This is a genomic window from Bacillus sp. FSL R7-0646, from assembly GCF_037969865.1.
GTDB lineage: Bacteria > Bacillota > Bacilli > Bacillales > Bacillaceae > Bacillus > Bacillus licheniformis.
Genome location: NZ_CP150217.1, coordinates 827,394 through 841,889 on the forward strand (window position 1 = coordinate 827,394; position 14,496 = coordinate 841,889).

A 14,496-nucleotide genomic window follows, 5' to 3' on the forward strand; every position below is an offset into this window, starting at 1 on the left:
TTAGGTACTTTGTCGCGAGGGCGTGGGGATGTTTTATTTAGTGTGGCAGGGGTAAATAGATTTATGTAGACAGAAGCTTCTGGGAGGGTGATCAATATGAGCAAAAAAATTGCAGTTGTTCTGACAGATTACTTTGAGGATTCGGAGTATACCGAGCCTGCGAAAGCGTTCAAAGACGCCGGACACCAGCTTACGGTTATTGAAAAAGAAAAAGGCAAAACGCTGAAAGGCAAACAAGGCGAGGCGCAAGTGGAAACAGATGCGTCCATTGACGAAGTCAGCCCGGCTGATTTTGACGCATTGTTGATTCCGGGCGGATTTTCGCCGGATATTCTTAGAGCCGACCAGCGTTTCGTATCGTTTGCAAAATCCTTTATGGATGACAAAAAACCGGTGTTTGCGATCTGCCACGGCCCGCAGCTTTTAATCACCGCCAAGGCTCTGGACGGTCGCGGTGCGACAGGCTACACATCGATTCAAGTCGATTTGGAAAACGCCGGGGTCAAATTTAAGGACGAGGAAGTTGTCGTCTGCCAGAACCAGCTTGTCACAAGCCGGACGCCTGACGACATCCCTGCGTTTACACGAGAATCTTTGAAGCTGCTCGGCTGATGAAAAAAGACCGGAATAGATTTCCGGTCTTTTTTTATGTTTATTTTCGGAGTGCGGCCAGTTCCTCTGCGATTGCCTGCATTTCGCTCGGACTGAAAGATTTCTTTTTCATCACCATTTGGTGCAGGTATTCAAGGTCTTCAAGCTTTTCATTGCTGAAGTCTTCAGCTTTAATGACGCCGATGTTCAGCATGTTTAATTTCTGTGAGATCTCTTCGATCATTTTGTTCAGCTCGGCTGTTTTTTGATCTGACAAGAAGGCACATCCTTTCTCACTGATTTCGTAGTCTTTATTGTAACAGAATTAAGCGAGAAGAAAAGGACGGCTGTCAAAAAGCATTTGGCTTAAACAGATACGCTGTTTTGCTTTTCTTCTTTTTCGGCTTTGATTTTGGCGAGGATCTGTTTGGATTCATAGACGACAATGCCTGTCAAACCGAGCAGGCCGATCAGGTTCGGAATTGCCATCAGGCCGTTCAGCATATCGGCAAGCGCCCAGACGAAGTCATTTTTAAAGACCGCTCCGAAAAAGACGGCGATCACAAAGATGATACGATAGACGATCGCATATTTTTCATTCAGCAGGTAGGTGAAGCATTTTTCTCCGTAGTACGACCAGCCCAAAATCGTCGAGTAGGCGAACAGCAGCAGTCCGATCGCGACGATTGTCGATCCCGCAGGACCAAGAAAGTGTGCGAATGTCATCGATGTCAGGGCATCGGTTTTTTCTGTCAGATACATATTTCCCATGACAATTGATATCCCCGTAATCGAACAGACAATCAATGTGTCGATGAAAACCTGGGTCATAGAGACAAGCGCCTGGCGGGCCGGCATATCGGTTTTTGCCGCGGCTGCGGCGATCGGCGCCGAGCCGAGACCTGCTTCATTTGAAAATACGCCCCGCGCTACGCCCCAGCGGATCACGGTTCCGATCGCGCCTCCTGCCACGGCTTGCCCGGTAAACGCGTCAGAGAAAATTAAACCGACAGCGCCGGGGACAAGTTCAAAGTTTGTGACAAGAATGATCAATCCGGCGATGACATAAAATAAAGCCATGACCGGCACGAACAGCGAGGTGACTCTGCCGATGCTTTTAATTCCCCCGAGAATGACAAGGGCGGTAAAAGTCGTGACAATAATGCCGGTTACCCAGGCAGGAACGGAAAAAGTGGAGCTCATGACTCCGGATACAGAATTTGACTGAACCATATTGCCTATTCCAAAAGCGGCAAGCGCCCCGAATATGGCAAATAACACGCCAAGCCACTTTTGCTTGAGGCCGTGTTCCAAATAATACATCGGACCGCCTGACATTTCGCCGTTTTTATCTTTCACGCGGAATCTGACAGCAAGCACCGCTTCAGCATATTTCGTCGCCATTCCGAAGAAGGCGGCGAGCCACATCCAAAATACGGCGCCCGGCCCGCCGGCAATAACAGCTGAGGCGACGCCGACGATATTCCCTGTGCCGACCGTAGCGGCAAGGGCGGTCATCAGCGCCTGAAAGTGGGAAATATCGCCTTCGGAGGATTTATCCTGATGCCTTGAAAAGGCGAGCTTTAAAGAGTAAGGCAAAAGTCTGACCTGCAAAAAAGCCAGCCTGAAAGTCAAATAAATCCCTGTTCCAACAATGAGAATCAAAAGCGGAGGCCCCCATAAAAAACCGTTCATTGTATCTACAATATGTGAAATAAATTCCATAGGCGAAATATCCCCCTTTAATTTTGTGTCTAACTAGAATATTCTGAAAGTTTGTTAGATTTGTCAATAGCATTGTCATCTTTTCTTCCCAAAGTTGAAAAAAACAGAAAAATCTTTAGTATAAAAGCAAAAGTGTTTTTTCTTTCTGAAAAGTGGGGAAAGAATAGAGGAGGCTCCTGAGTGATGATCAAAGTGTTATTTGTCTGCCTCGGCAATATTTGCCGATCTCCGATGGCAGAAGCTGTATTTAACGATATGCTCAAAAAAAGCGGACTGGAGGACCGGATCGAAGCCGATTCGGCTGGCACAGGAAGCTGGCATGTCGGCAAACCGCCTCATGAAGGCACAAGGTCGCTGCTGTCTGAAAAAAAGATAAGCTGCGAAGGCCTGTATGCAAGGCAGATTACTGACAAGGACCCGGAAGCGTTCGATTATATCATCGCAATGGATGCCGAAAATGCAGGCCATGTGAGAAGCCTTGCCGGCTACGGGAGCAAAGCCGTCATCCGGAGGCTGCTCGACTATGTCGAAGACTGTGAGACGGCAGATGTTCCTGATCCATACTACACCGGGAACTTTGAAGAGGTGTACGAACTCGTCGCGAAAGGGTGCCGCGAATTGCTGAAGGACATTCGAAAAGAACACAATCTATAAAAACGAAGGGAGAGATTTTTTATGAAAAACGACCGCGTTTTCATCAGAAATATCCTCCTCGGCGCTTCGGTCGGGGCGGTTATGTCACTGCTGCACAAACCGACTAGGGAAGCGTGCGGTGCAAAGCTTACCGCGTGCAAAAACAAAGTCCGCCTTTACCGTGCAAATCCCGGCATGCTCACCGAATGCGTGAAAGAAAAAATGGACGAAGCCAAAAAGCTGACGGCTTCCATATCGGATGATTTGAGCTTCTTAAATCAACAGATAAAAGAGCTGAAGGAAACGACGCCAAAAGTGATCGGCCTGATTGAGGAAACGAGGGATCACTTCACAGCCAAATCCAAAGGACGTACGGAGCCGGAAAAAGAATGAGTTTTTTGAAAGAGCTGGGCTGGCGTTTTTTCCTTCATGAAGGACCGAGCAAATCGGCGGAACTTGCCTACTTTTTTCTATTGTCTCTGTTTCCGTTTATGATTTTCCTATTGACATTGATCGGCTACCTGCCTGTCAAAACGGGCGATGTCATCGGGCTGATCGAACAGTATGCCCCAGAAGACACGATGTCCGTCATTGAAGAGACCCTGAATACCGGAAACAGGGGCCTGCTTTCTTTCGGGATCATTGCGGCGCTCTGGTCTGCATCAAACGGATTGAACGCGATTGTCAGGGCCTTTAACCATGCTTATGAAGTAGAGGAAAACCGCTCTTTTATCATGGTTCGGCTGACATCGCTCCTTTTGACCGCCGCGATGGTTTTCACAATATTGGTCGCGCTTCTTCTGCCTGTATTCGGGAGGGCCATCGGCCATTTTATCGCCAATCTGGACGGTACGCCGGAGATGTTTCTGACGGCATGGTCAGCGCTTCGCTGGGGAATCAGCCCGCTTGTGCTGCTGATCGTCTTTACGGCTTTGTACTTTTTTGCTCCGAATAAACGGCTGTCATTTAAATTCGTGCTTCCGGGAGCTGTTGCAGCGACCGCCGGCTGGATCCTCGTCAGCGTCCTGTTCTCATACTATGTCAGCGAATTTGCAAACTACAGTGCGACATACGGAAGCCTCGGCGGCATCATCGTCCTGATGATCTGGTTTTATTTAAGCGGAATGATGATTATTCTTGGAGGGGAAATCAATGCCCTTTTACATAAGCGTAAAATCATTCCTGAAGAAAATCCGCGGAATTGAGCAATCTATATATGAACGTTTCATGAGTTCAAAAGCGGAGGGATCATCATGGCAAAACACACGAAAAAAGGCGGCAGCCATAATAAACAAAATTCAAAGCAAAGTCCGAAGAACAAAACGAGCGGAAGCGCCAACGGACAAAACGGATATCATTAAAAATTGCCTTAAAAGGCCGGCTCCAGCAGCCGGCCTTTTTTACATTGGCGCCGCCTCAGATTGTTCGAGAGCGCCGTTTTTCTTCGTTTTGCCAAAGAGCACCCCGATCCAGATCAACACCATCACGCATGTAATCAAATAAAACAGGTTGCTGTTATGGAATATCTGCATATACCACCCGCCTGCAACCGGACCGAAAATGCTTCCGAAGCTGAATGTAATTCCGCACATCAAGTTCCCGGCCGGGAGAAGGCGTTTTGGAAGCAGGTCGGCCATAAAACTGATGCCGAGTGAAAAAGTTGATCCCACAGCCATTCCGGCTATGAAAAAACATGCCGCAAGCAGAAGAACGGATTCGGAAAAGCCCGCAGCAAAGAAGCAGCCTGCCCCGACAGCCAATATGACAAGGAGTACATTTCGCCTTCCGTACTTGTCGCTCAACACGCCGAGCGGATACTGAAAGACGATGCTTCCGATCGCAAAAGCCGGAAGAATGATCGATACGCCTTCGACGGAAATGCCCGACCGGAGCGCATAGACGGGAAAATTGCCGTTCAGGGCGGTTTCCAAAAAGCCGTAGCCGAATGTCGGCAAAAACGCGACCCACCCAAGCAGGAAGGCTTGAGCGAAACGCTTCAAGCTGTTATCGCTGCGGCTTTCAGAGCCGCTTTTCTCAGGGAAATCGTTTTGCAGGCAAAAAATAAACAGCCATGCCAGCAGGCTGAACGCACCTGAGACGATAAACGGCAATGATGGGGCGATGTTGACAAGCGGCGTTAAAAAAGGCCCGGCTGCAAATCCCAAACCAAACGAAAGGCCGTACAAAGAGATATTGCGGCCGCGTTTTTTTTCAGACGATAATGTGGTCACCCAAGTTTGCGTTGAAAAGTGCAGCATATGATCCCCGATTCCGATCAAGAGCCGCAAAAAGAACCAAACGATAAACGACTGAATAAAAACAAAGGCGAACAAACTCGCGCACACCATCACCCCGCCGATGACAATCAGCGGTTTAAAACCGAGCCTGCGAAGCGGCGCTTCCATGAAAGGCGAAGCGATCAGGACGCCGATGTAGAGGCCTGTCGCATGAAGCCCGTTCAGTGCAGCCGAATGGCCTTCCTGTTCGAAAATAACAGAGATGACCGGAAGGAGCATCCCTTGCGAAAAACCTGATATACTGACAATCAAAACGAGAATGAAAAAGTGAAATCTAGTCATCGGCCGATTCTCCTTATCCGTAATCCTTCTTTGATCGTACAACTTTCAGAAGTTTTCAGGCAAGGCGATTTTTCTTTTTCTTTCATAAGAGGTGTGATTCATGGAAATCGTGTGGAATCAGAACGGCTTTGAGGCTGATCTGGAATATGGGAAGCTTAAAATATCAAGCAATGAAGAAGCGGGATTCAGGCCTTATCAATTGCTGGCCGCTTCGATTGCGGCATGCAGCGGAACCGTTCTTCGTAAAATTTTGGAAAAGAAAAGGATACAGCTGAAAGATATGATCATCGAAACAAAAGAAGAACGCATTTCCGAAGAGGCTGGCCGCATCAAAAGCATCCATCTTCACTTCATATTGAAGGGAGAAAACCTCGGTGCAGAACAAATCAAAAAGGCGCTGAGAATAGCGCTGAAAAACTGCGCCATGGTGAGGTCTGTTGAAAACAGTATTGACATCACCGAAACATTTGAGATTCGCTGATGTTTAAAAACATGCGCCGCTGCGGAATAGATCAGTATGCCGTATATAAAGCGAAAAGTTCGCACAAAAATAACCTACACCAAAAAAGAAAAGAGGAATGAAAAATGAGCCGTTTTTTCTTTTGGATGATGGCTGCAGGTGTTCCACTTTCTGTCGCAGGGAGCCTTCTGCATTGGCCGCAGGTTTTATTGTTCAACATATACTGCCTGACGATCATCGCGCTTGCAAGCTATATGGGAAGAGCCACCGAAAGCCTTGCGATCATTGCGGGACCGAGGATCGGAGGCCTTTTAAATGCGACGTTCGGAAACGCCGTTGAGCTGATCATTTCGATTTTCGCGTTGCGGGAAGGACTGATCGGAATTGTGCTCGCATCGCTGACAGGATCTGTCTTGGGCAACCTTCTCCTGGTCGCCGGGCTTTCGTTTTTCATCGGGGGCCTGAAATATAAGCGCCAGGAATTCAACGTGTATGATGCGAGACACAATTCAGGTCTGCTCATGTTCGCGGTGATTGTCGCTTTCGTTATCCCTGAAGTGTTTTCAGCTGAAATGACAGAGCCGAGGAAGCTGTCGATGAGCGTCGGCATCAGCATCATCATGATTTTGCTTTACCTGGCTGCACTTTATTTCAAGCTTGTCAGCCACCGCGGGGTTTACCAGACGAATCAAAATGAGCAGGAAGAATCGCATGAAGAGCCGGAATGGTCGGGAAAGCGCGCAACATTGATCTTATTTTTGGCAACTGTTGCCGTCGCCTACATTTCCGAGCACCTCGTCCATACGTTTGATACGGTGGCCGAACAATTCGGCTGGTCGGAGCTTTTCATCGGGGTCATCATTGTCGCGATCGTCGGAAACGCGGCAGAGCATGCTTCCGCCGTCATTATGGCCTATAAGGACAAAATGGATGTCGCGGTTGAAATTGCGATCGGATCAACGCTTCAGATCGCGATGTTTGTCGCCCCTGTTCTTGTCATCAGCTCTTTGTTTTTTCCAACGAGCATGCCGCTCGTCTTTACCTTGCCGGAGCTGGTCGCCATGGCTTCCGCCGTCCTTTTGATGATCATCATTTCCAACGACGGGGACACGAACTGGTTTGAAGGCGCGACATTGCTGGCCGCTTATATCATCATGGGAATCGGTTTTTTCCTTCTTTAAAAAAATCGGGATAAACAGAGAGCATCCGGAAAACAATAAGGAAAAAGAAACAGAAAGAGTGATAGTATGAAAAAGCTTTTGTGTTTTACGCTGACTGCGTTTTTATCCTTTAGTTTTTTCGCTGTACAGGAAGCTGACGCAGCCAAGCCGATCAAGATTCCAAGCTCTGTCACGAATATTTCCAAAGAGAACACATACCCTAACGCCTCTCAGGATCAGCCGAGGCTGCAGCCGAGCGAATTAGCCGAAGAGCTGCTGAAAACAACCGATATTGCGATTGAAAATCCGCATCTGATTAAAATGCTGAATGAGTCAAGCATTTCCGGCACACCGCTGGCAATCGGCTATCGGGCGACGATTTATTTGGGCAGATGGGCGCTAGGTTACACCTCGAATGAAACCGTTGCGAACTGGGAATACCGCAAAATCAACACAAACCGCTTTGACAACCGGGGCGGGAAAGCACCTGCAGAACTCACGTATTCCCAGGAACAGACGAGCAAAATCAAAGGCGGCTTAACAGCGAAAGTTCCAAAGGCGGAAGATGTCAAAAATATGATGATGCTCAAAGCCATGGAAAAAACAAAGCTGCCGCTCGCCTTTGAAACAGTGGTCGGCTCCGGTACAAAACGCGATCAGATTTATAAAGTGCAGCCGAAAAAACTGGGAAATTTACACGCCTATGCACCTGCCGTCAATGAAAAAGGAAAAGTCACCTACGGCGAAGTGTACATCGTATTAAAAGGCAACAAAAGAAAGCTAGTCGTCAAAAATATCACCTCGCAAGGAATCGGCGCTTGGATTCCTGTACAGGATCACCTGACATTCGGCTTTCAGCTCAGCCATCAGCCGAAATAAAAAAGCAAGCCTTTGCGGCTTGCTTTTTTCATACTCTTGCTGTTCTGGAAGTAAAATCAACATCTTGATAATAGCTGTTTTTGACGAGCACATTCGGTCCGAGGCACCGGACGTGCGGGCAGTGGCAGTTGAGTTCTTTGGCAAGCTCTGTTTTTCTCCACTTCGCGTAGGCGCTTGGCAGGCTGTCTGTCTGAATGTTGCCGAGCGGCGGAGTATCTCCGAAATCGGTCACGATGATATTGCCGTCAAAAATATTGACGTTCAGGCGCGATCTGCCGTCAGGGTCGTTTCTGACGGTGACGTTTTTCGCTTCGCGCAGCCGCTGTAAGAGGGCGTGATCTTCAGGATCAGGGCTGCACGCGTAAAACGGCAGAGTGCCGAACAGCATCCACGTATTTTCGTCGCGAATGTCAAGAAGGCGGTGGATCGCTTTTCTCATGTCTTTTAAGCTTAAAGATTCAAGTGCGCTTGCAAAGTCGCTCGGATACATCGGATGGACCTCATGGCGCTGGCATTTCATGTCTTCGACAATTTGCCGGTGAATATGCTCGATATGAGGAAGCGTCCGTTTGTTGAGCATCGTCTCGGCGGAGACCATGACCCCTTCATCAACAAGCGTCCGGCTGTTTTCGATCATTTTTTCGAAATAGCGCGCCCGCTGTGCAAACGTCGGCTTTTTATCCATCATAGCGAAGCCGATTTCTGCAAAGTCTTCGACCGTTCCCCAGTTGTGGGAAATATGAAGCACATCCAGGTAGGGGATGATCAGCTCGTAGCGGCCGATATCGAGCGTCAAGTTTGAGTTGATCTGCGTCCGCACGCCGCGTTCATGAGCGTATTTTAATAAAGGAACGACATATTCCTTTACAGATTTTAATGAGAGCATCGGCTCGCCGCCCGTAATGCTTAAAGAACGAAGGCGGGGAATCTCATCAAGCCGTTTCAACAGAAGGCTGACTGGCAGCGCGTCCGGGTCCTTCGTCTGGAGCGTATACCCGACGGCGCAGTGCTCGCAGCGCATATTGCAAAGAGTCGTCGTCGTAAATTCAACGTTCGTCAGCTGTATATCTCCAAATTGGTCAACGTCCATGTAGGCTTCCCACGGATCATATTCCGGGGTGATCGGACGAGCCTGCATTTTTTCTGTCATGACATATCTAACTCCTTTATGATAGGACATACTAATATAGCCCAACTATTCATTTTAGACCTGATCCTTGAGGCATGCAAGTCATGGATGATTGAAAAAAGGCCGTTTATAGGCTACGATAAAGGAACAAAAGGAGGAGAATCATGGGTAACGCAGTACATGACAAAGAACAGCAAGTCAATTATTTGAAAAACAGATTGGATATGTTTATGTCAGTCATCGATTCTTTAGACCCGGAATCGACCGACCTTGAAGATATTGACAGACTGATCAGCATGCTCGACGATTTGGAAGCCAAATACGAGCGCTTTAAAAAAGACTGGAAATAAAACCGCGCATTCTCTGCCGCGGTTTTTTTTGTTTTCCAAGTGTTGCTTGGTATGAAATGCTCAGCCCTTCTGCACAATAAGAAAAAATAAAACTGGGAGCGAGAAGATGATGAAACGAATCTGTGCCATATGCTGCGGATTCCTGCTGACGCTGGCGTTCAGCGGCAATGCTGAAGCGATTTCCAACAAGGCGATCCATTGGGGTTTTTCAAAAAGCAAAAACCATCAGCCGGCAGATGCGGGTCAAGAGCTGACCAACCTTTTACAGCAGTACGACGCCTTTTATTTGGGCAACACAAAGGAAAAAACGATCTATCTGACCTTTGATAACGGCTATGAAAACGGCTACACCCCTCAGGTGCTCGATGTTCTGAAAAAACAAAACGTCAAAGCGGCCTTTTTTGTGACGGGCCATTTTGTCAAAGATCAGCCGGAGCTGATCAAGCGAATGGCCGAGGAGGGGCATATCATCGGGAATCATTCATATCACCATCCGGATCTGACGACGAAAACAAGCCGCGTCATTCAAGAGGAATTGGAATCGGTCGATGAGGAGGTTTACAAAATCACAGGCGAAAAAAACAACCTCTACCTGAGACCGCCTCGGGGCATTTTCAGCGAGCGGGTGCTCGAAGAAACGAAAAAGCTCGGCTATCAAACGGTATTCTGGTCTGTTGCTTTTGTCGATTGGAAAATCAATGCCCAAAAAGGGTGGCGCTATGCGTACGACAATATGATGAAACAGGCTCACCCCGGCGCCATCTATCTGCTTCACACCGTCTCGAGAGACAATGCCGAAGCGCTTGATCAGGCGATCACCGACTTGAAAAAAGAAGGTTATACATTTAAAAGCCTCGATGACCTGATGTTTGAAAAATCTATGATGCTTGAGACCCTTTGAAAGAACAATGCCCCGGCCGCTTTGCCGGGGTTTTGCTTTGGCTGAAAAAATTGATGCTTCAGGCTCTTTTTATTTCCCCTAGTCAATTCTATAGAATAAAAATCCATTTTATATACATATATTACTAGATTTAAAAAGAAAATAGGTATATCATTGATAGTGAAGGGGGAATTACCATGTCAAAATCAGTAAAATCAGTCACATCACCTAAAAAATTTATTACAGGAAAACGACTGCTGGAGAACTTGAACGACTACATTGAAGATTTTGGCGACAACGCATATATCATTTGCGATGAATTCATTTTGGAACGCGCTCAAAAAGAAGCGGGGAATTCGATTCAGAAAGCCGGCAATCAAGCCGTTTTTGAAAAATTCAATTACGAATGCACACAGGAAGAAATCGATCGCAACCGGGAGCTTGCACGCAATGCAGGCGCTAATATCATCGTTGGGATCGGAGGCGGTAAAACGCTTGATACCGCAAAAGCCACCGCTTATTACGAGAAGCTGCCGGTTGTGATTTTCCCGACAATTGCTTCTACGGATGCTCCATGTACGGCCCTTGCCGTCATTTATAAACACGACGGATCGTTTGACCGCTATCTGTTTTTGCCGACGAACCCAGATGTCGTTCTTGCGGACTCTGAGATTTTGGCATCCGCGCCGCCGCGCTTTTTCGCAGCCGGTATCGGTGACGCCTTGGCGACGTATTTTGAAGCGCGCGCCTGCTTTAAAGCAAACGGCGATAACCTCGTGCTGATGAAGCCTTCAACAACTGGATTGGGACTTGCCCGTCTTTGCTATGATACGCTGTTGGAAAACGGTGTGAAAGCGATGCAGGCGGTTAAGCACGGCGTTTCCACACGAGCGGTCGAAGATACAATCGAGGCGACCATCTATTTAAGCGGCGTCGGTGCCGAATCAGGCGGTCTTGCCGCCGCACACGCGATCCACAACGGAATGACAGCCGTTCCTTCTCTGCACAGGGCTCAGCACGGCGAAAAAGTCACGTTCGGCCTTTTGGCGCAGCTTGTTCTTGAAAACGCGCCGGCCGAAGAATTGGAGACCGTTATTGACTTTATCAAAGGCGTCGGTCTTCCGTTGACATTAAAAGACCTCGGAGTCGACGAATTTGTCGAAGAAGAATGGCGCCAAGTCGCTCAAAGCGCTTGCGCGGAAGGCGACACAATGGGCAACATGCCGTTCCCAGTCACCCCTGACGACGTCTACAATGCGATCGTCGCCGCCAACGCGATTGCAGAATCTTATCACGATTAATAGACGAAAAGCCGTTTCCGTGAAGGAGCGGCTTTCTGCTTTGGGTTAGTATATTAGTTTGTGAATCGGCGGTCTGTCCGTGCTTTTGAATATGAATTGTGTGGTACGTTTCCCAGAGTAAAATTATGAATTTCTTTTATAGCAGTTTCCCAAAAACGAGCTGTTTGACTCGTGTGACAGCCGTTCATTTCACCACTTTAATCTTCAACCTCGGCTCTTCTTCAATTCCGGATGCAAATGCATCCTCATTTCCCGGAGCCGTAAAGGTGACGCTGTACGTTTCCTGTGAATGCGGCGACAGTTCCAGCTCTTCCGGCTGAAAGTCAAATTCATTTATTATATCAGGGGTGAGCTGGACGCGTGCGGTCTTTTTCCCGTAGTTGTTGACTTTCACCTCACAGTCCATGCTTCCTGCTTCCATATCGCCCTGATAGCTGCAAGCGCTTCCCCTTTTCATATATTCCACGGCGCTATCGCCTTGTGCATTCCATTTTTGAAAGAACATCAGCTGTTCTGTGACCAGCGGGTAAAATACTGAATTACCGATGATAAACAAAAACAGCTTAAAGCGGATCCACGGTACTCCATAATAATGGCGCCACGCCATAATGAAGCCGGCGATGATCATAAACATGCAGATCAGAACCACTAAATTCCGGATGGGCAGTTTTAAAAAGCCCGAAAGCGCGTCTGCTACAGACGCGCCTTGATGATTCTCGGCGCTGATCAACAGCCCGATAACGATCATGATGATGCCGGCAAGCCCTGTATGTACCTTCATTTCTTTCCCTCCTCAGTTGTAGAAATAGTCGAACAGAGAGGAAAAAGGTTTCCGGTTTTACTTGAAAATGTCAAACCATCCTTTATGCCGGAACCAGAAGATCATGCCGGCGACAACGGCTGCCATTATTCCGAGGATGAAAAAATAGCCGTAGCGCCAATGCAGTTCAGGCATGTTGTCAAAGTTCATGCCGTACACTCCGGCAATGAAGGTGAGCGGAATAAAAATCGTTGAGACGATCGTCAGCGTCATCATAATGGCGTTCATCCGGTTGGAGTTGAGCGTCTGGTAGCTGTCCCTCAAATCGGCTGTCATGTCACGGTTGTTTTCGACGATTTCGGCCAGCTTCAAGAGATGGTCGTAAATGTCGCTGTAATACGCTTTTCGTTCGCGGTTTTCTTTTGAAATTTCAATGTTTAAAATCCGGTAAAGCAAATCCCGCATCGGAATGATTGTTTTCCTCAGCTTTAAAAGGTCGCCACGGATATCAAACACCTCGTTCATCAGCGTTCCATACGTTTTCCTGCTGTCGCTTTCGGCAATTTCATTGAGGCGGTCTTCTATTTTGTAAAGAATCGGGAAATATTCGTCCACAAGCGTATCCATGACCATATAGGCGATGTGGCCCGGTCCGTTTTTCCACAACTCGCTGTTTTCCGAAAGCTGTCTTCTTACTTTTTCAATGCCGTCTGAGTGATGAAAATGAAATGTAACGATGAAATCCTTTCCAACGAATAAATCAACTTCTTCAGACGCCAAAGTCTTTTGATTCAACGCATGTATGACGAAAAAAAGATAATCTTCGTATTGATCGAGCTTGGGACGCTGCAAGCGATGTACGCAGTCTTCGACCGATAAAGGGTGAAAGTGAAAATGGCTTTTGAGCAAGGAGACTTCTTCTTCCGAAGGCTGATCGAAATCGGTCCAAAACCACTCAATATCTTGATCTGTCAGCCTTTCTGCTTTGTTGTCGGATAAAAGCCGTCCGTCCTTTGTCATCGCAAAATGTTTAATCATCGATACCCCTCCGCTTACATAGGATGCTGCGCTGTGCTGTGATTCATTCGATGAAAAATAAAATGTTGTTCTTTTTTAAGAGAATTTGAAACATGGTATACTGTGGACAAAGAAGAAAAAGGGATGGGAAGCGATGTGGAAGGAAACTGTAAGCGTAACACCGCCTTATCATTTTGACCGCGTGTTGGACAGGCTTTCGCTTGATCCGCTCAATGCGGTCAACCTCGACAAAAGGGAGGTCAAGCTGCCGCTCCGCAATCAAAACAAAGAGCCTCGGGTTGTCGCTGTGCAGGCGACGGGAACTGCTGAAGCCCCGGCGTTTGCCGTCAGCGGAATAGACGATCGAGATGACATGATAAAAGAAGTGAAACGGATCTTCAGATGGGAAGAAAGTCTTCAGCCTGTACTGGATCACTTTTCACAATCAAGCCTATCATCGATTTTTGAGGAGCATGCCGGAACGCCGCTGGTGCTCGATTTTCATTTGTATCATTGCCTGATGAAATGCATTATCCACCAGCAGCTGAACCTGTCTTTTGCTTATACGCTCACGGAGCGGTTCGTTCACACTTTTGGAGAGCAAAAGGACGGGGTCTGGTTTTATCCGCTTCCCGAAACGATTGCACAGCTTGACTACAACGATCTGCGCGAACTTCAATTCAGCATGCGAAAGGCTGAATATGTCATCGATACATCAAGGATGATCGCAGACGGCCGTTTAGATCTTGATGAGCTTGATCAATTATCAGATGAAGATATTATGGAAAAGCTGGTGAAAATCAGAGGAATCGGCCCGTGGACCGTCCAAAACGTTCTGCTGTTCGGACTCGGCCGTCCCAATCTGTTTCCGGCAGCCGATATCGGCATCCAAAATGCCATCAAACGCCATTTTGGCTTAAACGATAAACCGACAAAAGAACAAATGCTTGAAATGAGCAAAGAATGGCACCCTTATTTAAGCTATGCTTCCTTGTATTTATGGAGGAGCATCGAGTAGAAATGGAGAGAACA

General features: G+C 47.6%; 17 protein-coding genes. 11 read left to right on the plus strand and 6 right to left on the minus strand.

Going from position 1 to position 14,496, the window contains the following annotated elements:
• Positions 1-96 precede the first annotated feature (96 nt).
• The gene (locus tag MKY62_RS04065; RefSeq protein ID WP_003179783.1) at positions 97-612 is read left to right on the plus strand and encodes a type 1 glutamine amidotransferase domain-containing protein; all 516 of its coding nucleotides are present in this window, start codon (positions 97-99) and stop codon (positions 610-612) included.
• A gap of 40 nt (positions 613-652) precedes the next feature.
• On the opposite strand, the gene MKY62_RS04070 is transcribed toward MKY62_RS04065, so the two are convergent.
• Together MKY62_RS04070 and MKY62_RS04075 are read right to left on the minus strand one after the other, a co-directional pair.
• Positions 653-868: a DUF1128 domain-containing protein gene (locus MKY62_RS04070; RefSeq protein ID WP_003179785.1), complete on the minus strand. Its 216-nt coding sequence runs from the start codon at positions 866-868 to the stop codon at positions 653-655.
• An 89-nt stretch (positions 869-957) separates the two neighbouring features.
• Positions 958-2,316, minus strand: coding sequence for a sodium:alanine symporter family protein (locus MKY62_RS04075; RefSeq protein ID WP_003179786.1), 1,359 nt, complete (start codon positions 2,314-2,316; stop codon positions 958-960).
• Between the two features lie 183 nt (positions 2,317-2,499).
• Between MKY62_RS04075 and MKY62_RS04080 the strand changes: the two genes are divergently transcribed.
• The 3 genes from MKY62_RS04080 to MKY62_RS04090 are packed head-to-tail and all read left to right on the plus strand — an operon-like array spanning position 2,500 to position 4,154.
• Entirely contained in the window at positions 2,500-2,970 is a 471-nt protein-coding gene (locus tag MKY62_RS04080; protein WP_003179788.1) for a low molecular weight protein-tyrosine-phosphatase, read from the plus strand.
• A 21-nt stretch (positions 2,971-2,991) separates the two neighbouring features.
• Complete coding sequence (locus tag MKY62_RS04085; protein WP_003179790.1) at positions 2,992-3,342, plus strand: hypothetical protein; 351 nt, start codon at positions 2,992-2,994, stop codon at positions 3,340-3,342.
• Positions 3,339-4,154 carry a YhjD/YihY/BrkB family envelope integrity protein gene (locus MKY62_RS04090; protein WP_003179792.1) on the plus strand — a complete coding sequence of 272 codons (816 nt, stop codon included), beginning with the start codon at positions 3,339-3,341 and terminating at the stop codon, positions 4,152-4,154. The genes MKY62_RS04085 and MKY62_RS04090 overlap by 4 nt, the downstream gene beginning before the upstream one ends.
• Positions 4,155-4,349: 195 nt before the next feature.
• Here MKY62_RS04090 and MKY62_RS04095 read toward each other — a convergent pair whose 3' ends face one another.
• Positions 4,350-5,528, minus strand: a complete 1,179-nt coding sequence (locus tag MKY62_RS04095) for an MFS transporter (protein WP_003179795.1) — start codon at positions 5,526-5,528, stop codon at positions 4,350-4,352.
• A gap of 100 nt (positions 5,529-5,628) precedes the next feature.
• On the opposite strand from MKY62_RS04095, the gene MKY62_RS04100 reads away from it, so the two are divergent.
• The 3 genes from MKY62_RS04100 (at position 5,629) to MKY62_RS04110 (ending at position 8,027) form a co-directional block, all read left to right on the plus strand.
• A complete protein-coding gene (locus tag MKY62_RS04100; RefSeq protein ID WP_003179798.1) occupies positions 5,629-6,009 on the plus strand; it encodes an OsmC family protein in 381 nt (126 codons plus the stop codon).
• Between the two features lie 104 nt (positions 6,010-6,113).
• Positions 6,114-7,169, plus strand: coding sequence for a calcium/proton exchanger (gene cax / locus MKY62_RS04105; RefSeq protein ID WP_339613943.1), 1,056 nt, complete (start codon positions 6,114-6,116; stop codon positions 7,167-7,169).
• A gap of 66 nt (positions 7,170-7,235) precedes the next feature.
• Positions 7,236-8,027, plus strand: coding sequence for a YfkD famly protein (locus MKY62_RS04110; protein WP_003179802.1), 792 nt, complete (start codon positions 7,236-7,238; stop codon positions 8,025-8,027).
• 28 nt (positions 8,028-8,055) lie between these two features.
• Here MKY62_RS04110 and yfkAB read toward each other — a convergent pair whose 3' ends face one another.
• Entirely contained in the window at positions 8,056-9,177 is a 1,122-nt protein-coding gene (gene yfkAB / locus MKY62_RS04115; RefSeq protein WP_003179804.1) for a radical SAM/CxCxxxxC motif protein YfkAB, read from the minus strand.
• Positions 9,178-9,320: 143 nt separating this feature from the next.
• Between yfkAB and MKY62_RS04120 the strand changes: the two genes are divergently transcribed.
• The 3 genes from MKY62_RS04120 (at position 9,321) to MKY62_RS04130 (ending at position 11,687) form a co-directional block, all read left to right on the plus strand.
• Complete coding sequence (locus tag MKY62_RS04120) at positions 9,321-9,506, plus strand: SE1561 family protein (RefSeq protein WP_003179806.1); 186 nt, start codon at positions 9,321-9,323, stop codon at positions 9,504-9,506.
• A 109-nt stretch (positions 9,507-9,615) separates the two neighbouring features.
• Entirely contained in the window at positions 9,616-10,407 is a 792-nt protein-coding gene (gene pdaA / locus MKY62_RS04125; protein ID WP_011197655.1) for a delta-lactam-biosynthetic de-N-acetylase, read from the plus strand.
• Between the two features lie 176 nt (positions 10,408-10,583).
• Complete coding sequence (locus MKY62_RS04130; protein WP_003179810.1) at positions 10,584-11,687, plus strand: glycerol dehydrogenase; 1,104 nt, start codon at positions 10,584-10,586, stop codon at positions 11,685-11,687.
• A 184-nt stretch (positions 11,688-11,871) separates the two neighbouring features.
• On the opposite strand, the gene MKY62_RS04135 is transcribed toward MKY62_RS04130, so the two are convergent.
• Both MKY62_RS04135 and corA read right to left on the minus strand, forming a co-directional pair.
• A complete protein-coding gene (locus MKY62_RS04135) occupies positions 11,872-12,468 on the minus strand; it encodes a hypothetical protein (RefSeq protein WP_003179812.1) in 597 nt (198 codons plus the stop codon).
• 57 nt (positions 12,469-12,525) lie between these two features.
• A complete protein-coding gene (gene corA / locus MKY62_RS04140) occupies positions 12,526-13,485 on the minus strand; it encodes a magnesium/cobalt transporter CorA (RefSeq protein WP_003179814.1) in 960 nt (319 codons plus the stop codon).
• 133 nt (positions 13,486-13,618) lie between these two features.
• On the opposite strand from corA, the gene MKY62_RS04145 reads away from it, so the two are divergent.
• Positions 13,619-14,482: a DNA-3-methyladenine glycosylase gene (locus tag MKY62_RS04145; protein WP_003179816.1), complete on the plus strand. Its 864-nt coding sequence runs from the start codon at positions 13,619-13,621 to the stop codon at positions 14,480-14,482.
• Positions 14,483-14,496 lie beyond the last annotated feature (14 nt).